The sequence below is a fragment of the Halomonas sp. genome (assembly GCF_029263665.1).
GTDB lineage: Bacteria > Pseudomonadota > Gammaproteobacteria > Pseudomonadales > Halomonadaceae > Halomonas.
On sequence record NZ_JAJUFQ010000004.1, the window covers coordinates 165344 to 187011 of the forward strand.

At 59.7% G+C, this 21668-nt stretch carries 17 protein-coding genes; 6 read left to right on the forward strand and 11 right to left on the reverse strand.

The window, feature by feature from the left end; translation table 11 throughout:
• Positions 1–6: 6 nt before the first annotated feature.
• Positions 7–966, reverse strand: a complete 960-nt coding sequence (locus Q1K07_RS05585) for a CHAD domain-containing protein (protein ID WP_300309103.1) — start codon at positions 964–966, stop codon at positions 7–9.
• 219 nt (positions 967–1185) lie between these two features.
• On the opposite strand from Q1K07_RS05585, the gene Q1K07_RS05590 reads away from it, so the two are divergent.
• Positions 1186–2739: a helicase HerA-like domain-containing protein gene (locus tag Q1K07_RS05590; RefSeq protein ID WP_300309105.1), complete on the forward strand. Its 1554-nt coding sequence runs from the start codon at positions 1186–1188 to the stop codon at positions 2737–2739.
• A gap of 31 nt (positions 2740–2770) precedes the next feature.
• Here the strand turns inward: Q1K07_RS05590 and Q1K07_RS05595 are convergent, their stop codons facing one another.
• Positions 2771–3946, reverse strand: a complete 1176-nt coding sequence (locus Q1K07_RS05595; RefSeq protein ID WP_300309264.1) for an NAD(P)/FAD-dependent oxidoreductase — start codon at positions 3944–3946, stop codon at positions 2771–2773.
• A gap of 338 nt (positions 3947–4284) precedes the next feature.
• On the opposite strand from Q1K07_RS05595, the gene Q1K07_RS05600 reads away from it, so the two are divergent.
• The 3 genes from Q1K07_RS05600 (at position 4285) to Q1K07_RS05610 (ending at position 9210) form a co-directional block, all read left to right on the forward strand.
• Positions 4285–5445, forward strand: a complete 1161-nt coding sequence (locus Q1K07_RS05600) for an efflux RND transporter periplasmic adaptor subunit (RefSeq protein WP_300309107.1) — start codon at positions 4285–4287, stop codon at positions 5443–5445.
• Positions 5445–8576: an efflux RND transporter permease subunit gene (locus tag Q1K07_RS05605; RefSeq protein WP_300309108.1), complete on the forward strand. Its 3132-nt coding sequence runs from the start codon at positions 5445–5447 to the stop codon at positions 8574–8576. The genes Q1K07_RS05600 and Q1K07_RS05605 overlap by 1 nt, the downstream gene beginning before the upstream one ends.
• Before the next feature lie 214 nt (positions 8577–8790).
• Complete coding sequence (locus Q1K07_RS05610; protein WP_300309110.1) at positions 8791–9210, forward strand: STAS/SEC14 domain-containing protein; 420 nt, start codon at positions 8791–8793, stop codon at positions 9208–9210.
• Here the strand turns inward: Q1K07_RS05610 and Q1K07_RS05615 are convergent.
• From Q1K07_RS05615 to Q1K07_RS05645, 7 genes are read right to left on the reverse strand one after another with little or no spacing between them, the layout of a single operon-like run.
• A complete protein-coding gene (locus tag Q1K07_RS05615; protein WP_300309112.1) occupies positions 9198–10385 on the reverse strand; it encodes an alpha-hydroxy acid oxidase in 1188 nt (395 codons plus the stop codon). The two genes, Q1K07_RS05610 and Q1K07_RS05615, sit on opposite strands and share 13 nt — an antisense overlap.
• The gene (locus Q1K07_RS05620; protein ID WP_300309114.1) at positions 10382–11443 is read right to left on the reverse strand and encodes a D-glycerate dehydrogenase; all 1062 of its coding nucleotides are present in this window, start codon (positions 11441–11443) and stop codon (positions 10382–10384) included. Before Q1K07_RS05620 ends, Q1K07_RS05615 begins: the two co-directional genes overlap by 4 nt.
• Positions 11436–12380: a dihydrodipicolinate synthase family protein gene (locus tag Q1K07_RS05625; protein WP_300309115.1), complete on the reverse strand. Its 945-nt coding sequence runs from the start codon at positions 12378–12380 to the stop codon at positions 11436–11438. The genes Q1K07_RS05620 and Q1K07_RS05625 overlap by 8 nt, the downstream gene beginning before the upstream one ends.
• Positions 12381–12407: 27 nt before the next feature.
• Positions 12408–13529, reverse strand: coding sequence for a mandelate racemase/muconate lactonizing enzyme family protein (locus Q1K07_RS05630; RefSeq protein ID WP_300309117.1), 1122 nt, complete (start codon positions 13527–13529; stop codon positions 12408–12410).
• Between the two features lie 42 nt (positions 13530–13571).
• A complete protein-coding gene (locus Q1K07_RS05635; RefSeq protein ID WP_300309119.1) occupies positions 13572–15083 on the reverse strand; it encodes a tripartite tricarboxylate transporter permease in 1512 nt (503 codons plus the stop codon).
• Between the two features lie 60 nt (positions 15084–15143).
• Positions 15144–15623 carry a tripartite tricarboxylate transporter TctB family protein gene (locus Q1K07_RS05640; protein WP_300309121.1) on the reverse strand — a complete coding sequence of 160 codons (480 nt, stop codon included), beginning with the start codon at positions 15621–15623 and terminating at the stop codon, positions 15144–15146.
• A gap of 35 nt (positions 15624–15658) precedes the next feature.
• On the reverse strand, positions 15659–16630 hold the full coding sequence (locus tag Q1K07_RS05645; RefSeq protein WP_300309123.1) for a tripartite tricarboxylate transporter substrate binding protein: 972 nt from the start codon (positions 16628–16630) through the stop codon (positions 15659–15661).
• A gap of 247 nt (positions 16631–16877) precedes the next feature.
• Here Q1K07_RS05645 and Q1K07_RS05650 point away from each other — a divergent pair, with 247 nt between their 5' ends.
• Both Q1K07_RS05650 and Q1K07_RS05655 read left to right on the forward strand, forming a co-directional pair.
• Positions 16878–18638: an IlvD/Edd family dehydratase gene (locus Q1K07_RS05650; protein ID WP_300309125.1), complete on the forward strand. Its 1761-nt coding sequence runs from the start codon at positions 16878–16880 to the stop codon at positions 18636–18638.
• 64 nt (positions 18639–18702) lie between these two features.
• A complete protein-coding gene (locus Q1K07_RS05655) occupies positions 18703–19392 on the forward strand; it encodes a GntR family transcriptional regulator (protein ID WP_300309127.1) in 690 nt (229 codons plus the stop codon).
• Between the two features lie 88 nt (positions 19393–19480).
• On the opposite strand, the gene Q1K07_RS05660 is transcribed toward Q1K07_RS05655, so the two are convergent.
• Both Q1K07_RS05660 and Q1K07_RS05665 read right to left on the reverse strand, forming a co-directional pair.
• A complete protein-coding gene (locus Q1K07_RS05660; protein ID WP_300309129.1) occupies positions 19481–20674 on the reverse strand; it encodes a BamA/TamA family outer membrane protein in 1194 nt (397 codons plus the stop codon).
• Positions 20675–20895: 221 nt separating this feature from the next.
• Positions 20896–21573, reverse strand: coding sequence for an FCD domain-containing protein (locus Q1K07_RS05665; RefSeq protein WP_300309131.1), 678 nt, complete (start codon positions 21571–21573; stop codon positions 20896–20898).
• Positions 21574–21668: the final 95 nt, after the last annotated feature.

Sequence of the window (21668 nt, forward strand, 5' to 3'; positions counted from 1 at the left end):
ACCAGTTCAGCCACGCATATAAGCGATAGCCTCCGCCAGGCAGGTATCCAACTGCTGGCGGTTCGGCCCTTTGACCAGAGCCATGACGCGCTGGAGGTTGTTCTCTGTGTGCTGCTCGTGTTGGGCCACCAAGCCCATGAAACCTCGCAAATGACGCGGTGCCATGGCTCGCGCTCCTGATGTCGAGACAGCGGCCTCCAGGCGCAATTCGGTTTCCTCCCACACATGCTGATGGACCGTAGTACGCAGCACTTCGGCTCGAACCAGATCATCGTGCAGATCGCCAAAGGCCTCCTGGAACGCCTTCATCGATGCTTCCGTCTTCTCGAACAGCTCCCCTTCCTTGCGCCATGGCCGCAGCAGATAGCGAATTCGTTTGCCGGTAATACGCGGCCGGTGCAAGGCATCCTCGTCTTCACGGCCTCGCATGGCCGACAGCTCTTCCCCTAGCTTCCCAGTCAAGTACTCCAGCACTTCCGCACTGACGGCACCAAAGCGAGGTGTCTTGCTGGATGCCTTGCGCAGAGACTTGACTGCCGAACGCAAGCGGTTATCCAGCAGCGGAAAACTCGCGACACTTCCTTTCAGACCCGCATACTCATCGTCCACCTGAGCACTCAGGCGTTCTTTCCACCAGGCAATGGCTCCCCGTTCTGCTGCAGGCGCTCCTTCGGCCTGAGACTCAAGCCAGGCCAGCATCACTTCCGCATCGCGCGCAGTATTGGTAGAACGGGCTAGATCACGCAGGTCGGTTACCAACTTTCTCGGCGCTCGCGCAGGAAAGTACCCGATATAGTCCTTGAACAACGAGCGCAACCGACGCAGAGCAACACGAAAGTCATGCAATCCTTCGCTGTCCTGTGGATCCTGGATTCTGGGAAAGGCACGGCATGCTTCATCAAGCAACTCGATCGTCGTTGCTTCGAATACCGTTCCCAGTCGGCGTCTGACAAGAGGTTTGGCCATGAAACTCTCCTGATGTGCACTGGCGACACGCGGTTTCATTATGCTATTCAAAAAACCGTTCTATCAAAGTACCTTTCTATCCAGGCACATTTCTATTGAAGTACCTTTCTATTGAAGTACTTTTTTATCATGTACCTTTCCATTGTCTTCACTTCATCACCACGTTCTGGCGCTATTCTCATTCACTGATACCCATAGCTTCCCCACGGAGGGAACCCGATGATCACTGCTAGCCCCATTGCCAAGACCCCCGATCAGGACATTGCCATCATTCCGAAACTGGCCAATCGGCATGGCTTGATTACCGGGGCTACGGGTACCGGGAAGACGGTCACCTTGCAGAAGATGGCGGAGAGCTTTGCAGAAATCGGAGTTCCAGTGTTTGTCTCCGACATCAAGGGCGACCTGTCGGGGATAGCAATGGAAGGCAAGGCTTCCGAAAAACTGCTGTCGCATCTCTCCAACATCGGTATCACTGACTATACACCACGAGCCAATAGCGTCCTGCTCTGGGATGTGTACGGCGAACGCGGCCATCCGATACGCGCCACCATCTCCGACATGGGTCCCCTGCTGCTGGCCCGTTTGCTGGATCTCAATCCCACCCAGACGGGTGTCCTTCAGTTGGTGTTCAAGGTAGCCGATGATAATGGCCTGTTGTTGCTGGACCTCAAGGATCTGCGCGCCATGGTCCAGCACGTGGGAGAGAACGCCAGTCAGTACAGCGGAGAATATGGCCGCGTATCCTCTTCCTCCATTGGCGCCATCCAGCGTAATCTGCTGGTGCTGGAAGAACAGGGAGGCGAGATATTCTTCGGCGAGCCCATGCTGGACATTCAGGATCTCATGCATATTGATAACGCCGGCCATGGCATGATCAATGTGCTGGCTGCCGAAAAGCTCTATCAATCACCCAAGCTCTACTCCACCTTCCTGTTATGGCTACTGGCAGAATTGTTCGAGCAATTGCCGGAAGTCGGCGATGCTGAAAAGCCCAAACTGGTGTTTTTCTTCGACGAAGCTCACTTGCTGTTCGACGATGCGCCCAAGGCGCTGCTGGACAAGGTTGAACAAGTGGTTCGCCTGATTCGTTCCAAGGGCGTGGGTGTCTATTTCGTCACCCAGAGCCCATCCGATATTCCCGATGACGTACTGGGCCAATTGGGCAACCGGGTACAACACGCCCTGCGCGCCTTCACTCCCCGTGACCAGAAGGCCGTCAAGGTCGCTGCCGAGACAATGCGTCCCAACCCGGATTTCGATTCGGCACAAGCCATCACAGAGCTAGGCGTAGGCGAAGCCCTGGTGTCCTTTCTTGACGAGAAAGGCAGCCCACGCATCACCGAGCGAGCCAATGTCATTGCCCCTAACTCGCGCCTGGGACCTGCGGATGAAGGCGAACGCAAAGCGCTGATTGAAGCATCACCAATACATGGCCATTACGAAAAGGCCATCGATCGCGAATCCGCCTATGAAAGACTGCGTGCCCAGACGATGGATACTGAGGCAACACCCCCCGACGAAGAAAAGGGCACGACTGGCTCGACCTCCAATCCTTCCATTTCCAAGACTTCTATTTCCAAACAACAGGCACGTAGTACCGCGGATACGGTCAATGAGCTGCTGTTTGGTTCCACAGGCCCCAGGGGAGGAAAGCATGACGGCCTGGTCCAGGTCGCGGCCAAGACCATTACCCGCTCCATTGGCAGCGCCGCGGGTCGTCAACTGGTCAGAGGTATTCTGGGATCATTGCTGGGCGGTCGCCGCCGTTAGGCCTTGCCTGAAAAGTCTCTGTTCTGGTTCCTTACAGGGCCTGGCCGCAGGCAACACCCGACGCCCAGGCCCATTGGAAGTTGTAGCCCCCTAGTTCACCGGTGACATCCAGCACCTCACCGATGAAACGCAGTTGCGGCAGGTCCTGTACTTCAAAGGTCTTCGACGAGATGGCGCTGGTGCAGACACCGCCCATGGTCACTTCTGCGGTGCGCCAGCCTTCGGTTCCGGCGGGCTTGAGTCGCCATTGGTTAAGCGTCTCCGCCCATTCAGCCAGGGTCGCGTTGGAGCACTCGGCCAACACACCATCATGCCCCTGCCATTCCACCAACGACTGCGCCAGGCGCTTCGGAAAGCGCTCCCCTAACCAGGTGGAAAGACGTCGTTTGGGGGTTGCCTGGCGCGCATGGGTCAAGGCCGCCAGAGCATCCTCCCTGGGCAACAGGTTGATATCCAGTTCATCGCCAGGCAGCCAGTAGCTGGAAATCTGCAGCATGGCCGGGCCCGACACGCCACGATGCGTGAACAGCATTGGTTCGCGATACAGACCATCCCGGCAACGCACCTGCACCTCGGTGCTGACACCCGCCAGGGCTTCAGCCCGCGCTTTCCACTGAGACGTCAGGGTGAAAGGAACCAACGCTGCTCGGGTTGCGGTAACCTCGAGGCCAAACTGGCGGGCGATCTCATAGCCAAAGCCTGTGGCCCCCATGGTCGGAATCGACAATCCTCCCGTCGCTACCACCACACTGCCTGCATCAATCATTCCTGCAGAGGTCTTCAAGCGCATGCTTTCACCCCGCCGTTCGATGCGCTGAACCTCCGTTTTCACATGCAGCTCGACACCCGCCCAGTCACATTCGGTCAGTAGAATGTTCAGCAGATCCTTGGCGGAGTCTGCGCAAAACAGCTGGCCAGGCGCTTTCTCGACATACTCAAGACCATGGCGTTCGACCAGTTCCACAAAATGCTCCGGACGATAGCGCTTGAGTGCAGAGATACAGAAATGCGGATTGGTGGAGAAGAAATTGGCCGGAGTCGTGGCCATGTTGGTGAAGTTACAGCGTCCCCCTCCGGACATCAGGATCTTCTTGCCCGGTTTGTTGGCATGGTCGATCACCAATACCGAGCGTCCGGCATAGCCTGCAGTGGCAGCACACATCAGGCCCGCCGCACCCGCACCAATGATTACCACGTCGTACTGCATCGCCATGCTGTTTCCCGCCACCCGCAACAATGAAAGGCGCCATGGTAGCAGAAGCCGTTCTCCCCATCCTGCAGGGAATGGCCATGGCACTCGGCACCACATCAGCAACGACCTGTTGTGCAATATCGAACGTGTTGCGGAAAAACTGTGCAAGTCACGTTAAATCTCTCTCCAACAGGGTATCGTTGGCGCATAAAGTATCCATTACTGAATAGACGGATTGATGGTGCGCTCAGCCGCTAAGCTATAACCCTTATTCAGCCGCTCAGCTGCAACGTTCATTTCATTGACCGGGGATCGCAGAAAGCCCCACTACCCTACGCTCGGAAACCGATAACATGACCGTAGTTACTGCTTTGCGCCTGCCATTCAGCCGCAAGCTCCTCGGCCACCGCCATGGACGGCACATCACAACGCTGTTGCTCGCCTCTGTAGCAACTTCACTGCTCTTCGTTCGGACCGCTCAGGCCCAGGAAATTCCCACGACATTGCCTCCCATACCCGCCATCGGCGCCAAGGCGGAACGCAAAGCATGGTCTGATCCGCTGGAGTCGCTAGGGACACTGAAAGCCAACGAGAGCGTGACAATTTCGGCGACGGTGACTGAGATCATCAAGGAGATCAACTTCGACGGCGGCGAGCATGTCGAGCGTGGTGATGTCCTGATCAAGCTGGATGACAGCGAGGAACAGGCGGACCTGCGTTCGGCTCAGGCCTTGCGTCAGGAGCGCCAGAATGCCGTCAACCGCTTTACCCAGTTGGGGACTCGCAACATGGTACCGCGTGCCGATGTCGAGGACAGTCGCGCCCAACTGCAACAGGTCGAGGCTGATATCCAGGCATTGCAGGCCCATCTGGGCAATTACACTATCCGAGCGCCCTTCGATGGTGTAGTGGGGGTACGTCAGATCAGCGTCGGTACCTTGGTCACCCCTGGCACAGAGCTGGCCACGCTGGATGATACCTCGAACATGAAGCTCGATTTCCAGGTCCCGGAAGTGCGTCTCGGCTTTCTGTCCCAGGGACTATCACTGACAGCCACTACCGCTGCCTACCCAGACAGGATATTCGACGGTGAGGTTGCCACTATCGATTCGCGTATCGATCCCGTCAGTCGCAGCATCCAGGTCAGGGCAGTACTCGACAACAGCGATGGTGTACTCAAGCCCGGCATGCTGATGCGCGTGACCATCGCTCGCTCACCACGCCAGACACTGGTCATTCCCGAGTCTGCCGTGGTGCCTCAGGGACAGCGCAAGCGGGTGTGGGTCATCACCGACCGCGACAGCGGCAGCATTGAGCAACGCGATATCGAGGTCGGTTCACGTCGCGAGGGCGAAGTCGAGGTAACCGCCGGGCTAGAGGAAGGTGAGCTGGTCGTCACTCACGGTGCTGACCGCCTGCACTCCGCGGCAACCATCCAGTTGCTGGGCACCGAAGACGCCACCACCAGCGTCAGCGATATCCTGCAGAGCCAACGCAGTGGGGAAGACGACTGATGCGTCTATCCGATGTCTCCGTTCAGCGCCCCGTACTGGCCATGGTCATCGCGGCGTTGATTGTAGCCTTTGGCCTGCTCGCCCTCACCCGTCTGCCACTGCAGGAATATCCCACCATCGATCCTCCAGTGATCAGCATCCGTACCAGCTACCCGGGCGCCTCGGCGGATATCGTCGAAACGCGCATCACTCAGGTACTTGAGGACCGCATCGCTGGGATTGCCGGCATCGAAGTAATTTCCTCGACCAGCCAGGACGGCAGTTCCAGCATCAATATCGAGTTCAGCCTATCCACCGACATCGATGCCGCCGCCAACGATGTGCGGGATCGCATTTCCGGCGCGGCGGACAACCTGCCCGATGAGGCCGACCCTCCCGAGGTGCGCAAGGAGGACACCAATTCCGAGACCGTCATGTGGTTGATGCTCGCCGGTGAGGGCTATACCACGGCGGAGCTCACCGATTATGCCGAGCGCTACCTGGTCGACAGCTTCTCGGTACAGGAAGGCGTATCCAGCGTGCGTATCGGGGGCTCGCGAGAATATGCCATGCGCGTGTGGCTGGACAGCGATGCACTCGCCGCCCGCGGCCTCACGGTGGGCGATGTGGAGGACGTGCTGCGTGCCGAGAATGTCGAACTGCCGGGCGGTGCAGTGGAATCCGTGGACCGGCAGTTCGTGGTACGCCTGCCCCGCAGTTTCAGTACACCGGATGACTTCCGCGAGCTGGTTCTCGACCGGGGCGCCAACGATTACCTGGTACGCCTTGCCGATGTCGCCCGTGTCGATCTAGGTACTGTCGAAGAACGTTCACTGTTCCGAGGCAACGGCAAGACCGTGGTCGGCCTGGGCATCATCAAGCAGTCCAATGCCAACGTCATGGCACTGTCCAAGGCCGTACGCGACGAGATGGATCGATTGTCGCCACAGCTCCCGGAGGGCATGACACTGACCCTCAACCACGATTCTTCGACTTTTGTGGCCAAATCGATCCAGGAAGTGGTGTCGACACTGATCATCGCCATTGGCCTGGTGGTCGTGTCGATCTTCATCTTCCTCGGCAATATCCGCACCACATTGATCCCGGCCATTACCGTGCCCATCACCCTGGTCGGTACCTTTGCCGGCCTGGCGACACTGGGCTTTTCGATCAACCTGTTGACACTTCTGGCGCTGGTGCTGGCCATCGGCCTGGTGGTGGATGATGCCATCATCATGCTGGAGAACATCCACCGACGCATGCAGCTGTATGGAGAGACGCCGTTGGTCGCCGCCTTCCGTGGTGCCCGCCAGCTGGCTTTCGCCGTACTGGCCACCAGTCTGGTGCTGATCGCGGTGTTCGTGCCCCTGAGCTTTGTACAGGGTGATGTCGGCAAATTGTTCACTGAGTTTGCTCTGACACTATCAACGGCAGTGGCCATCTCCACCCTACTCGCCCTTACCCTGACACCGATGATGGCCTCGCGGATCCTCTCGCCCAGCATGCATGAGGGGCGCATTGCCCACTGGGTCGACTCAGGCCTCAAGCACGCTCAAGGGGTCTATCAAGGCCTGCTGGAGAAGGTCCTCAAACTGCGCTGGCTGGTGGCCGTCGCCTTTTTCGCCATGCTCGGCGGTATTGCCTGGCTGTATCCACAGCTGCCCGCAGAGTACACCCCACGCGAGGATCGCGGAACCTTCTTTGTCATCGTCAATGGCCCGCCCGGTGCTACCTTCTCGTGGATGGAAGACTACATGGACGAGATCGAGGCACGCATCATGCCCCTGACCGAACAGGTGGACGGAGAAGGCAAGCCGGAAGTCGAGCGCGTGCTGGTCATCTCGCCCATGGGACGCGGCAATGTCGAAACCTTCAACTCTGGTTTCGCCATCGTTGGGCTGTCCGACTGGTCCGAGCGCCGTTCTGCTTGGCCGATCATGAATGAAGTCCGTGAGTCGCTGGGGCAACTGCCTGGCATCCGTGCCTTCCCGGTCATGTCTCAGGGCTTCGGCGGTGGCAGCGAGCAGGGGCTGCAGTTCGTACTTGGCGGTGGTAGCTACGAACAGCTGGTAACCTGGCGCGATGCGCTGATGGACTATATCCGCCAGAGCAACCCGAAGCTGATCAACCTCGAGAGCGACTACGAGGAAAGCCAGCCGCAGTTGAGCGTCAACATCGATTACACCCGTGCTGCTGACCTCGGCGTGACCGTGACCGAAATCGGCCGTACCCTGGAAACGCTGCTGGGCGGGCGCACCGTCACCCAGTTCACCGACGAAGGCGAAGAGTACGATGTGATCCTCGAGGCCGAACGAGGGGCCAACCCTACGCCCGCTGCACTGGACAGCGTACGGGTGCGGTCGGCGCGTACCGGTGAGCTGGTGCCGTTGTCGAGCCTGGTCGATATCGAATCCTATGCTGGCCCCAGTACCCTGAATCGTTACAACCGCTTGCGCGCCATCACCCTCCAGGCTGACCTGGCCGATGGCTATTCGATGGGCGAGGCGCTCGACTACCTCGACCAGGCCGTCAAGGATGTTCTACCAGCCGGCGTGCAGACCGATGTCAAAGGTGCAGCACGGGATTACCGCGAATCCACCGGCGCAACGACCTTCCTGTTGATACTCGGTGCCATCGTGGTGTTCCTTGTGCTGGCAGCGCAGTTCGAGAGTTTCGTGCATCCTTTGGTGATCATGCTCACGGTTCCCCTGGCAATAGGTGGCGCCCTGCTCGGCCTCTGGGCAACGGGGCAGACATTGAACATCTACAGTCAGGTGGGGCTGGTGATGCTGGTGGGGCTGGCGGCCAAGAACGGTATCCTGATCGTCGAGTTCGCCAACCAGCTGCGCGATGAAGGTGTGGCGTTTCGCGACGCATTGATCCGCAGCGCCCTCACTCGCCTGCGTCCGATCGTGATGACCTCGGTGACCACCATCGCCGGCAGTATTCCATTGATACTATCCAGTGGCGCTGGTGCCGAGACCCGCATGGTCATTGGTACGGTGATCTTCACCGGTGTGGCCGCCGCCACCTTCTTCACCCTGTTCGTGGTGCCTGTGGCCTACGATCTCCTCGCCCGCCATACGGGGTCCCCCGGAGATGTGGCACGTAAACTGGAGAAGGAAATGGAGAATTCACCGGACGCCCACTGACCCTGTCTGCCTTTCCCTCCAAGCCAGGCGTGAATTCGTCCCCAGACAATTCACGCCTGGCCTCTTGCTGCCAGAGATCACGAGCTCTTCCCTACCATTCGCTTCCAGTGCTGTTAGCCATGCCACCAAGCGCTATGCTGAAGGCAGACCCTATCCAGCCGACTGTCATTGCGACAGTCATCAAGGTATCGACCTGACGCCAAGGAGACTCACCATGTTGGAACTCATCCCTCACCCGGCAGCCCACGTCGTCGCCATGCGTGTTGGAGGCACCGTGACGGCCAAGGATCTACAACAGGCCATCGATGCCATTGAAGCGGCCAAGCAGGCTCACCCTCGCGTCAGCATGCTGGCGGAACTCGATAATCTGCACTGGATGACAGTGACCGCTGTATTGAAGGACATCGGCTATGGCCTGACCCAGTTCGGAGAGCTCAAGCACTATCATCGTGCCGCCGTCATTACCGACAAGGATTGGATCAAGCACGTCACTCACCTGGAAGACAAGCTGATAAAAAACCTGGAAATGCGCACCTTCCCCAGCAAGGAGCGCGAAGCGGCCATGGCATGGGTCGGTGAGCTACCCAACGGCCAGCATGAGACACCAGAAGAAGACGGCTATCACGGCGCCTGATGCTCGCCAGCAACAGACCTTGCCGGGCGTAGCTGCTCCCGCCCCAGCTCGGCAAGGCGGGTAACGCCCAGCAATGCCATATTGCGCTCGATTTCCTCCGCCAACAGCTGAACGGCACGAGCGACTCCAGCATCTCCACCAATACTCGCGGCGTAATTGAACGGCCGCCCCAGGAACACGAAATCCGCGCCCAGTGCCAGCGCCTTGAGTACATGGCTGCCGCGCCGGAACCCACCATCGATCATCACCGGGACCGCACCGTCGACCGCCTTCAGTACTTCCGGCAGCATACGCAAAGGCGCCACGGTGGAGTCCAGTTGCCGACCGCCATGGTTGGAAACGATCAGGCCATCGGCCCCCGTTGCCACGGCTCGGCGTGCGTCGTCCGGATGCAGAATCCCCTTGACCACCAGGTTGCCCGACCAGTGGCTGCGCACGTGGGCCAGCGTCGACCAGTCGAGATGCCGACGGCCGGAGAAATCACGATTGACGTTACGCGACAGCACGGCCACACCACGCGTCGCGGCATTGTTCTCGAAATGAGGCATGCCGTCCTGAACCAGGGTGCGCAGGAAAGTGCCGAACAGCCAACGCGGTCGCACCAGCCCGTCCCAGGCTAGGCGCAGGCTGGGTCTCAAGGGACTGGAAAAGCCGTGGCGACGATGGGTCTCCGGATTCGGCGGTACCGCGAAGTCCACGGTGATCACCAGATTGCGAAAGCCCGCTCGCGTCACCCTGGCCAGCAACGCTTCGACTTCCTCCGGAGTCCCGGGCAGATAGGCCTGAAACCAGTCGGTTCCCTGCTCTCCGGCCAGATCCTCCATGGGCGTCAGCGATGAGCCACTGACAATCATCGGAATCCCGGCTGTCGCGGCGGCTTGCGCCAGCACCCGGTCACCACGAAACGCACTCAGGGCACTGATGCCCATCGGCGCAATGCCAAACGGAAGTGCATAACGGCGACCCAGCAGCTCTCTCTCGAGCTCGATGGAAGACACATTGACCAGCGCACGCGGCAGAAACTGATGGTCCTCGAACGCATCACGACTGGCCTGCGCCGTGTGGCCATCTTCCGCGACACTGGAGACATAGCCCATCAAGGGCCTGGGCAGGTGCCGTCGTGCCGCCTGTTCGAAATCATCCAGGTTGAGAATCCGTTCCAGCCTCGATGTCATGCATTGTCCTCTGTGGAGCGATGGGGTTGGTGGTGGTGCTGGTCTTGTTGATGTTGATTCTGTTGATGATGGCGCCAGCGAGCTTCATTGACAGCACTGACCGGACCTTCTCCCGCCAGTGCTCCAATGATGTTGTCCACGGCACGACGTGCCATGGCATCACGTGTCTCATGGGTGGCCGAGCCGATATGCGGCAGCACCACCACATTGTTCATTGCCGCCAAGGGTGACGTCGCGGGTAACGGCTCCTCGACGAAGACATCGAGTCCGGCAGCGCGGATGACGCCTCGCTCAAGTGCCTCGACCAGGGCTGACTCATCCACCACCTTGCCCCGTGCCACATTGATCAGCGCCGCATTCGACTTCATGCGGGCCAGCGCCTCGGCATCGATCAGGTGATGAGTGTCGGCGTTGTAGGGCACCACCAGACAGACGATATCCGCTCGGCTCAACAACTCGTCGAGATGGCAATGCTGCGCCCCCAGCTCGGCCTCGAGCTCCGGCTTGGCCGAGTTGGCGGTATACAGGATCGGCATGCCGAATCCCAGCGCCCCTCGCCGGGCAATGGCTGCTCCTATGCGTCCGGCCCCGACAATGCCCAGAGTCTTGCCGTGTACATCGCTGCCGAAGTGTTCTCGATCAACGTGCGCTGTCCAGTGCCCCTCGCGCACCATGTTCGATAGCTCCACCAGACGGCGCTGGGTGGCCATGATCAAGGCAAAGGCGGTATCAGCGGTGGTTTCGGTCAACACATCCGGCGTGTTGCACAACAGAATGCCCCGCTCATTCATCGCCGCCAGCGGCAGGTGATCGTAACCCACGGAAATGGTCGAGACCACTTCCAGCGATGGCGCCTTGTCCAGCATGGCCTCATCGAGCTCCAGCTTGCCGCCCACCAGTCCATGGGCCCGAGACAAGGCCGCCATGAACTGCGCCTGGTTGGTCTCGTTGAGGTCCTCGAAGGCATCGACGACGGCAATCTGCCTGAGGCGCTCCAGCTGTGCCTCATCAAGCCGGCGCAGCGTCACAATCCGTCGTTCAGCGCGTCGTTCATCCATTATGTTGCTCCCCCGATTTAGACATCGAGGAGTCGGACATCGAGAACCCCATCGCCTCCAGCTGAGTGATCAGCGAACGACAACGCTCCTCATCGAGTTCGACCAGCGGTGGTCGCACCCTTCGCCAGTCCGCGTCGGTGAAGAAATGTGCCGTCGCCGCCTTCATGGCAGGAATGACCGGAAAGCCCTCGAAACAATCGCGTATGGCATTGAGCCGTTGCTGTTGTTCATCAGCCCCATTGCTCTGCCAACGGGAGGCCAGCGCAGCAATGGCTTGAGGATTGACGTTGGCGGTGGCACTGATACAGCCGGCGCCTCCCGCTCGCAGGGTGTCGAGCAGAAAACGTTCACTGCCGGCGTATACCGCAAAGTCGTCAGCCGCAAACTGCTCAATCAGTGCTTGGGTATGCGCCCAGTCACCACCGCTGTCCTTGATACCGGCAATGATGTTCGGGAAGGTGGCACGCAGGCGGGCAATCAGATCCAGCGACAGCGGTACCTGAGCCACCTGGGGAATGTGGTAGAGATACAGACGCAGCCGGTCATCGCCGACCCTGTCGATGACCTCGGCGTAGTAGCGAAACAGCCCCTCATCGCTGACGCCCTTGTAGTAGAACGGCGGCAACATCAACACACCCGCACAACCGCAATCGAGGGCATGGCGTGACAGTGTAACCGTGTCGGGAATGGCGCAATGCCCCGTGCCCGGCATCAGCTTCCCGCCTTCGATCCCGCCCTCGACCAGAGCGCTCAACAGCGCTTGCTTTTCCGCCACCACCATCGAATTGGCCTCGGAGTTGGTGCCGAATACCGCCAACCCAACCCCCTGCCCTGTCAACCACTGGGCATGCGCCACCAGGCGGCCGGCATCAACCGCCAGGTCTGCATCAAATGGGGTAATGACGGGGGCCCAAACCTTTCCTTCAGCATGGTTCATGTTCACCTCCTTGCGCGCGATTCGCGATCACTGCCACGGCCCACTGGCATAACGTTCCAGCGCCTCGGCATCGAAGTCGAAGCCGAGGCCTGGTGTCTTCGGCAACAGCAGACGTCCGTTGTCGAATTCCAGTTGGGTATCGACCAGGCGGCGGAAGTTGAGCACCTGGTCATCGGCAAAGAACTCGACCATGCGCACGTTGGGTGCTGACGCCACCAGATGCACATGCAGGTCATGGAACCAGTGAGGATAGATCTCCACACCGAAGCTGGCAGCGGTGGCCGCGATACGGCGGAATTCAGTAATTCCGCCACACACGGCAGCATCGGTCTGCAGGATCATCGCCGCTTCCTTGTCGAGCAGCTCGCGGAAGCGCCAGCGCCCGGCCTCGATCTCGCCGGTCGCCACCGGGACAGGCGTACGCTCGGCCAGACGGCGGTGATTGTCGATGTCATCCGGGCTGAAGGGTTCCTCGATCCAGAACGGCGAATAGGGTTCGGCCATGCGCATGAAGGCCAATGCACTGGGCAGATCATGCCAGGCGTTATTGGCATCCATCATCAGTTGCACATCGGGTCCGATGGCTTCTCGCACCGCGGACAGACGCGCTTCCTCACTGGCCAGATCTCCGCGCCCCACCTTGATCTTGACCGCCGTGAAGCCCTGCTCCACATGATTGGCCATTTCCTGGGCAAGGTGATCCGGCGTCTTGCCCTCGAGGTAATAGCCGCCACTGGCATAAGCCGGAACAGACTCCAGATCGCTGGCCCCAAGGTACTTGTACAACGGCAACCCCGCCGCTCGAGCATTGCGATCCCACAGCGCGGTATCGAGGATGCTGATGGCGCGCATCACCGAGCCGCAACGGCCATGCAACAGCGCCTCCTGGTACATTTGCTGCCACAGCGCCTCGGTGGCATGGCAATCAGCGCCCACCAGCAGCGGTGCGAACAGTTCACGTACCGCATGGGTGACCAACGCACCGGCGTTGCTGCCGCCATAGCAGAAACCGATGCCCTTGTGGCCATCCTCACCCTCGACCTCCACGACCGCATAGTCGCGCTTGAATACCTGGCGATTGGAGAAACTGGTGGGGTGGTCCAGAGGCACACAGATAGTGCGGGCACGTACCGATCTTATCGTTGTCATGAAGGGTCCTCGCGGGCTTGGTCCTGTGGGTTTTATCTGCTTTCATCGTTGCGTCTGGCGCCGCCCACCGACTGCCGTGCGCAGCCAGCGAAACAGCGGTGTGGCCTGTAGAATCGACAGCGCCGCGATGCACAGCAGCACCACCGCAATGGGGCTATCGAGGAAGATGCCCATGCGTCCCTGGCCGATCAGCATGGACTGCTGGAAGCTGGTTTCCATGACCGGCCCCAGGATCAGACCAATTACCATCGGTGCCGGTGAGATACCGGCCTTCTGCATCCAGTAACCGAACAATCCGAAGCCCAGCATCAGACCGACCTCGAACAGGCTGTTGTTGATGGCAAAGGCACCGATGACGCAGAGAGTGATGATGGCGCAGGCGACAAAACTGTCCGGAATACGGGTCACCGCCACACACATGCGGGTGAACATCAGCCCCACGACCAGCAGGCCGATGTTGGCCATGATCACCGCCCAGATCAGGGTGTAGGTGACATCGCCATAGTCGGTGAGCAGATTGGGGCCCGGCAGAATGCCCTGCACCATCAAGGCTCCCAGCAGAATGGCCGTCGATGAGCTGCCGGGAATTCCCAGCGCAATGGTGGGAATCAGCGCCCCACCCACCACGGCGTTGTTGGCTGCCTCGGGGGCAGCAACACCGGCCAGATCCCCCTTGCCGAAACGGCTCTTGTCACGGGCAAAGCGCTTGGCCTCGTTATAGGCGAACCAACTGGCGGTATCTCCTCCGGTACCGGGAATCAGCCCCGTCACGATGCCGATGCCACTGGAGCGCAAAATGTTGGGCATCAGGTGGCGTAACTCGGAAAGACGTGGAATCAGCCGGTCAGTGATGCGGCTGGCGACTTTCTGGGTACCGTGCGCCTTCTCGATCAACAACAGTGCCTGGGGGATCGAGAACAACCCGATCAACGCCACGGTGAACTCGATGCCGGAAAACAGGTTGATATTGCCGAAGGTCATGCGCGGTGTGCCGGTAATCAGGTCCATACCCACCGTGCTCAGCAACAGCCCCAACGCCCCGGACAGCAGGCCACTGATCACTGAGCCCTGAGACAACGAGCCGATGATGGTGATGCCCAGCACGGCTATGGCGAACAGTTCCACCGGACCGAACTTGAGCACCATCACTCCCAATAGCGGCGCGGCCGTCAGCAAGGCCACACCGCTGAGCAGCCCACCGAAGAAGGAAGCAAACAGCGACACACCCAGCGCCTGCCCAGCCTTGCCCTGCTGGGAAAGAGGAAAGCCATCCAGCACCGTCGCGGCCGCCGATGGGGTGCCCGGCGTGCGCAGCAGGATGGCTGCGATCGAACCACCGTAGGACGCTCCAACATAAAGCGCGGCCAGCATGCTCAAACCACTGGCCGGCTCCATGGAGAAGGTCAGCGGCAGCAGCAGTGCCAGCGCCATGGTCGCCGACAACCCCGGCATGGCGCCCACGAACAGGCCCAGCAAGGTGCCACCTATCACCAACGCCACGTTGGTGAAACTCAGCACGTTGACCAGTCCGGTCATGATCAGGGAATTATCCATTACACGAGACTCCATCCCCGGCTGCCGCCATCTGCCTCCAGATGACAACAGCCGGGAAGATCAGAATGCTGCCAGGAAGGGAGGTAGAAGTGGCACGGGCAAACCGAGAAAGCCGATGAATACCAGACACACCATGGCCACCAGCAACGAGATGCCAATCAGGCTGAAGCGCAGTGCCACGTGACGAACGATGGCCAGAGCGACCAACATGAACACCACCGTCGCCAATACATAGCCCAGCCACATGATGCAGTTGACGTAGACCGCGGCCAGCACAAGTATCAGCAGGGCCTTCCAACGCTGCCCGCCTGTTTCGCTGCTGTCGCCCTCAGAGGTGTCAGAGGACGAGGCAGGTACCAGCTTACGACGCCGAGCCCCGACCACTTCCTGAACCAGCATCGCGATACCGAGCAGGGCCACGACCACCGAGTAGATCAATGGCATGCTCGCTGCGCGTGATGGATACTCCAGCGCATTGACATAGAAGACCCCGGCAATGCCGATACTGACCAGCGCCAGGGCCACACGACTGATATTCATTGCAGCCCCTCCAATCCATGATCATCCACTGACCGTCACTCGTTGACCTGGTCCTTCACTTCTTCCCAGATCTGCTCGTACTGGGTCTCCATGTCCTTGATCATCTGCTGGTAGTCATCCCCGGTCCGAATATCCAGGTTGAGGGCCCGGTCACGCGCAGTCTGCTGAAACTCCTCGTTGTTCTTCAGCGACTCGAAGGCAGCAATCAGCTGCTCACGGGCTTCCTCCGGGATATCCGCAGGGGCGCTGTACCCCCGCGATGAACCGGCGACCACCTCCACGCCTTTCTCGGTCATGGTCGGTACATCGGCCAGCATTTCCAGACGCTCAGCGGAGAACACCGCCAGAGCACGCAGGCTCCCCGCCTCGATATGACCATAGACATTGCCGAGGTTGTTGAAACTGGCATCGACCTGTCCGCCCATGGCAGCGGTTGCCGAGGGCCCATCCCCCTGGAAAGGCACCTTCTGGAAGGACAGCCCGGTGGCCTGCTCGATCAGGATGGTGGAAAAGAAGTCATCACCACCGACACCGGAATTGCCCACGGTGATGGTGCCAGGGCTTGCCTCGGCAGCAGCAAGAAAGTCTTCCACCGTCTCGTAGGGGCTGTCGGCGGGTACCACGATGATGCCGGGGTCCGTCACCACATTGGCAATCGGCGTCATTTCATCCACCGAGTAGGAGATGGCGTCATTCATGATGTAGTTGGTCATCAGCATCGGGGTGTTGGTGATGCTGATCACGGTGCCATCGGCCTGGGACTGCTTGGCCAGCCTGGTCCAGGCAATGGCCCCGGTGGCTCCGGGTAGATACTCGTTGACGAAGTCCACGCCCAGCGCCTCGCTGAGGAAGGGTTGCGTCAGCTGTGCCAGGGTGTCACTGCCACCGCCGGCCTTGAAGCCCTGCAGTACCTTGATTTCATCTCCTGCCGAGTACTCAGCCTGGGCCAGACCGGCTACCAGCATGCCGGATACGAGAACGGTGGCAGTTGCTCCACGCTTGATCATGAGGAATCTCCAGTGCTGTTGTCGTTGTGCTGCTCTACAGCATGGCTGAGGGCAGGGTTCGCACTTGCCGGAATCAAGCTAGTAGACTGCCAATAAAATTGTCAATAATCTTGTCAAATATATTGTTGCCATCTAGCCTCCAGTGCAGAGGCAACCGAATCGGTCAGCAACAAATCGGCCAACAACAGGCACCGTTCAAGACAGGCCCTGCCAAATACAACACCATGTGACCAGCGAGGAATCTTCGATGAGCGATGACCAGCAACAGCGCAAGGGAGACAGCACCGACCATCAAGGTCATGGCATGTCCAACCGCTTGACCAACTATGGCGATGCGGCCTTCTCGCTGTTCCTGCGCAAGGCCTTCATCAAGGGGATGGGTTATACCGACGATGCCCTGTCACGTCCGGTCATCGGGATTGCCAACACCTATAGCGGATACAACGCCTGCCACGGCAATGTCCCCGGGCTGGTGGAGAGCATCAAGCGCGGCGTCATGCTGGCGGGCGGCCTGCCGGTGGACTTTCCGACCATTACCCTGCACGAGTCCTTCGCCCACCCCACCAGCATGTATCTACGCAACCTGATGGCCATCGATACCGAAGAGATGATTCGCGCCCAGCCGATGGATGCAGTGGTACTGATCGGTGGCTGCGACAAGACGGTTCCCGCTCAGTTGATGGCCGCTGCCAGTGCCGGCATTCCCACTGTGCAGGTGGTGACCGGCCCGATGTTGACCGGTTCCCATCGGGGCACTCGCGTGGGCGCCTGTACCGACTGTCGTCGCTACTGGGCCATGTACCGAGGCGAGGATATCGACGACAACGAGATCGCCGAGGTCAACGACAAGCTGGTACCGACTGTCGGCACCTGCTCGGTGATGGGGACCGCCAGCACCATGGCCTGTCTCGCCGAGACTCTCGGTATCATGCTGCCGGGAAGCGCCACGGCGCCGGCGGTGTTTGCCGACCGCCTGCGAGTGGCCGAGGACTCCGGGAGTCTCGCCGTGGCCATGGCACGTGCCGGCGTAACCCCAGACCGTATCCTGACTCCAGAGGCCTTCGAGAATGCCCTGAGAGTGCTGCTGGCACTAGGCGGGTCGACCAATGGCCTGATCCACCTGACCGCCATTGCCGGCCGGCTGGGCATCGACATCGACCTCGATGCCTTCGACCGCATGAGCCATGAAACTCCCGTGCTGGTCGACCTGAAGCCCTCCGGCGAGCACTACATGGAAGACCTGCATCGCGCCGGCGGCCTGCCGACGCTACTGCGTGAACTCAAGTCATTGCTGCATCTCGATGCCATGACCATCAACGGCCGTACCCTGGGCGAGAATATCGATGCGGCGGTACACCTGGTCGACCAACCCGTGGTTCGATCACGCCACAACCCCATCTATGCCCGCGGGGGAATCGCCGTGCTGCGTGGCAACCTTGCCCCGGCCGGAGCCATCATCAAGCAGTCTGCCGCCAGCCCCGAACTGATGCGTCACCGCGGACGTGCCGTAGTGTTTACCTCGCTGGAGGATCTCGCCCAACGCATCGACGATCCGAATCTCGATGTCCAGGCCGATGATGTGCTGGTGTTGCAGAATATCGGCCCCAGAGGCGCGCCCGGCATGCCCGAGGCGGGCTATATTCCGATACCGAAAAAGCTCGCAGCCCAGGGCGTCAAGGACATGGTGCGCATCTCCGATGGCCGCATGAGTGGTACCGCGGCAGGCACCATTGTGCTGCATGTGTCACCGGAATCGGCACAGGGGGGACCACTGGGACTGGTACGCGATGGCGATACCATTCGCCTGGATGTGGAATCACGCGAGCTGGTGCTGGAAGTCGCGGAAGACGAACTCCAGGCCAGACGCCAGCAACAGCCTCCGCAGCAGGAAGACACCAACCTGCTCGGCTATCGACGACTGTTCATGGAGCAGATTCTGCAGGCGGAAGAAGGCTGCGACTTCCGGGCCTGCCGGCCCGAACCAAGCTGCCGGGTGCCTCGCTCATGAGCCGCTGCTCTTGGTAGACTGGCACCATGACATCACGACATATTTCAGCGCAGGGGAAGCGAATATGGGAAACCCATCTGCTACTGCTCGATCGACATCGGCGGAGGAAAACGCCTGCGGCGTGGAGGACATCGTCGCAGCGGTCGAGGAAGACATCGTTCTGGGACGCCTGCATCCCCGCGAAAGGCTCGTGGAAGAAGACTTGATCGAACGTTTCAACGGCAAGCGCCATGTGGTGCGTCAGGCGCTCTTCCAGCTCGAGAATATCGGCCTGGTGGAGCGCATCAAGAACCGTGGCGCCTTCGTCAAGACATGGACACCGGAAGAAGTCGAAAACCTCTACGCCATGCGCGAAATCCTGGAGCTGGCCGGCATCGATGCCCTGCCCCTGCCTGCTCCGGAAGCATGGCTGAAGGAACTGGAGGCGATTCACCGCGAGTACAGCACGGCAGTGGATGCTCAAGACCTGCGTCAGGTCTTCCATCTCAACATTGCCTTCCACCGAACGCTGTTCGCCGCAACCGGCAACCCTTACCTTTATCAGACCATCAACGAATTTGCCCAACGCGCCCATGGCATCCGCTTCATTGCCATTGCCGATGCGGAAAGCCTGGCTCAGGCACGCCGAGAACATCAAGCCATGCTGGAAGCGATTCGTGCAGAGGATCGCCCCCGGCTACGCCAGCTCAGCCGCGAACACCTGTTGCCTTCAAAGAATCGCTATCTGGACCTGTATCGACGTACCTTCAATTGAGTCGATCTTCACTTGAGAGGACTTTCACTGACGACGGTCACACATGGACTCGTTGAGCATGCCATGCGCTGTTGAACATCATGCTCAATTAGTCCATCTGCATGCCCCAGGCATGACCGAACTGGATGTAGACCACTTCTTCCTCCGGACCCACAGCGTAATCAAGCCCGACATCCAGCCCCAGCTTGCGGGCAATACGGTAGCGCACTCCACCACCCCAGGTAGCAGCATCCGCGTCGTCATCGCCGAAGGTGCGGCCATAACCTCCGAAGCCGACTGCCGCCCAGCGGGGCGTGAGCTGCCGTCTGATTTCGATTTCCGAGGACAATACCTCGTCGCCAGTGTAGCGATTGCGTGCCAGGCCACGGATATTGATATCCGGCTGCATGAAAAACGGCGCATCCTCGGAGGCCACTTGAGCGTCTGCCATGGCCGCGAATGTCCACTGGTCCCATGAATGGAACCAGGCGCCGAACAACGAGGCGGTATTGAAATCAGCATCACTCCCTATGGCCTCGTCGAAACGCTGGAACTCGGCGACCACATTGAGTCCACGAGTAGGCGTGAGAGGATTGTCCCGGTTGTCGAAGTGCCCTGCCACTCCCAGAGAGACGAGTTCAATCTTGCGTTCGGCCAGTTCCTCTATGCGCGGAAACTGGTCTTCGGTATCCAGATTGATGTCATTGCGTCGCCAGCGCAGCGAAGGCCCCAGCGAGAAACCACTATCACCAAAGCGGTAGCGGGTCTTCACACCGATGTAATCAATATCGTTGTTGTAACGCAACGCCAGATCCCGGTTGCCGGGGTGAAAGTCGAGCACAGCCAACCCCGTCGCAGCAGCGACATCATAGAGCCAGCGCCCACCGGCAAATGAGCCGGACCGCATGATGCCGCCACCCCAGGAACCGTTACCGGTCACCGCTCCCCCAAGAATGGTACGGGTCGGGGGCAGATCAGAGCCTGGCGGCGGGTTCTGCACGAAATACGCCGCCATGCCCAGGCCGTCATCCACAGCGGGCTCAGTAATGATGATTGGCATAGAGATGAAGCCCCCCTTGGCGAGCAGGTTGGACATATCCAGTTGCCCATCCACCTCGTCAAAGAAGTTGCTGCGCCAGCCCACATGTTGTGATGGTGTCGAATCAGAGGAAGGGTTGGTTGATTCACTGGCAGGAGGAGTTTCCGCGGCATCAGGCAGCGAGCCCTGGGCAAGGCCCGGATGAGGCGCCAGCAAGATCAACAGCAGATTACCAAGCAGCGCCGAACGTACGAGCCGGTTCATGAAGATCCCCTGGAACAGGACAAGAGCAATAGCTGACGTTACGTCGTAGCCTCAAACCGGGAATACCTGCCCGGCAAGGATACACCGTGGACTTGCCAACATTCAGGTATGACGCATTGAACCAGAATAGAACAGATGTACTGCCATCGAAGCATCGATACCTGAGCCTGTACCGCCACACCTTCCACTGACGCTTGCAAGGCTCCCCTGCGCGCAACGCATCAGCATGCCCCACGCGCCACATCCCATGACAGGCGGATGTGTTCCTCCAGCAACCAGCGGGCATCCTGTATTCGCCGCTCGAGAGCAAGCTGCACCAGTTCCCCGTGCTGGGCATCGAGCCGTGCACGAATAGCCGGATTCCCCGGAGCCAGGCGACGGTAGCGATCAAACTGATCATGCAGTTGTTCAATGAAGCGCAAAAGCCAATGCGAACCACAAGGGGCCAGCAGGGTACGATGAAACTGCAGATGGGCCTGTTCCCATTTTTCCAGTTGCTCGGGTGACTTGTCGGCACGCAACAGCCGATGCTGAGCCGCGAGCAATTGGGACTCCCACTCGGCATCTCCTTCCTGGAAGGCCTGGGTCAGGGCCATGCACTCGAGCTGTACGCGCAAACGCGCAATGTCTTCCAGTTCCTCCGCAGACAGCGGAGGGACACGAAACCCGCGTTGATTGTGCTGCTCAAGCAGGCCATATGCTGCCAACCGGTTGAGTGCTTCGCGCAAAGGACTGAGCCCCACTGCGTATTGCGCTTTCAAGGCGCTGATGGCCAGTTTCTCGCCTGCCGCAAAGCGGCCACGAATCAGGTCTCGCTTGAGTTCATCGAACACTTGGCTCGCCGCTGTCTCACTCACGCCGGGAGCCAAGGCCCGCTCAACAGGTTTGGGCTTCGTCATATCACCATTCTCATGAATCCATCTGCAGTGTACGTCGTCAATTGACAGTACGTCGCCCATTGACAGTAAGTCGTCAATTGACGCACGCCAAGGGC

Coding starts and splice junctions, on each gene's coding strand:
- Q1K07_RS05620 (WP_300309114.1), bottom strand. CDS start 11,443: ATGGATGAACGACGCGCTGAACGACGGATTGTGACGCTGCGCCGGCTT.
- Q1K07_RS05650 (WP_300309125.1), top strand. CDS start 16,878: ATGAGCGATGACCAGCAACAGCGCAAGGGAGACAGCACCGACCATCAA.
- Q1K07_RS05595 (WP_300309264.1), bottom strand. CDS start 3,946: ATGCAGTACGACGTGGTAATCATTGGTGCGGGTGCGGCGGGCCTGATG.
- Q1K07_RS05590 (WP_300309105.1), top strand. CDS start 1,186: ATGATCACTGCTAGCCCCATTGCCAAGACCCCCGATCAGGACATTGCC.
- Q1K07_RS05630 (WP_300309117.1), bottom strand. CDS start 13,529: ATGACAACGATAAGATCGGTACGTGCCCGCACTATCTGTGTGCCTCTG.
- Q1K07_RS05645 (WP_300309123.1), bottom strand. CDS start 16,630: ATGATCAAGCGTGGAGCAACTGCCACCGTTCTCGTATCCGGCATGCTG.
- Q1K07_RS05655 (WP_300309127.1), top strand. CDS start 18,703: ATGGGAAACCCATCTGCTACTGCTCGATCGACATCGGCGGAGGAAAAC.
- Q1K07_RS05665 (WP_300309131.1), bottom strand. CDS start 21,573: ATGACGAAGCCCAAACCTGTTGAGCGGGCCTTGGCTCCCGGCGTGAGT.
- Q1K07_RS05635 (WP_300309119.1), bottom strand. CDS start 15,083: ATGGATAATTCCCTGATCATGACCGGACTGGTCAACGTGCTGAGTTTC.
- Q1K07_RS05600 (WP_300309107.1), top strand. CDS start 4,285: ATGACCGTAGTTACTGCTTTGCGCCTGCCATTCAGCCGCAAGCTCCTC.
- Q1K07_RS05625 (WP_300309115.1), bottom strand. CDS start 12,380: ATGAACCATGCTGAAGGAAAGGTTTGGGCCCCCGTCATTACCCCATTT.
- Q1K07_RS05610 (WP_300309110.1), top strand. CDS start 8,791: ATGTTGGAACTCATCCCTCACCCGGCAGCCCACGTCGTCGCCATGCGT.
- Q1K07_RS05585 (WP_300309103.1), bottom strand. CDS start 966: ATGGCCAAACCTCTTGTCAGACGCCGACTGGGAACGGTATTCGAAGCA.
- Q1K07_RS05640 (WP_300309121.1), bottom strand. CDS start 15,623: ATGAATATCAGTCGTGTGGCCCTGGCGCTGGTCAGTATCGGCATTGCC.
- Q1K07_RS05615 (WP_300309112.1), bottom strand. CDS start 10,385: ATGACATCGAGGCTGGAACGGATTCTCAACCTGGATGATTTCGAACAG.
- Q1K07_RS05605 (WP_300309108.1), top strand. CDS start 5,445: ATGCGTCTATCCGATGTCTCCGTTCAGCGCCCCGTACTGGCCATGGTC.
- Q1K07_RS05660 (WP_300309129.1), bottom strand. CDS start 20,674: ATGAACCGGCTCGTACGTTCGGCGCTGCTTGGTAATCTGCTGTTGATC.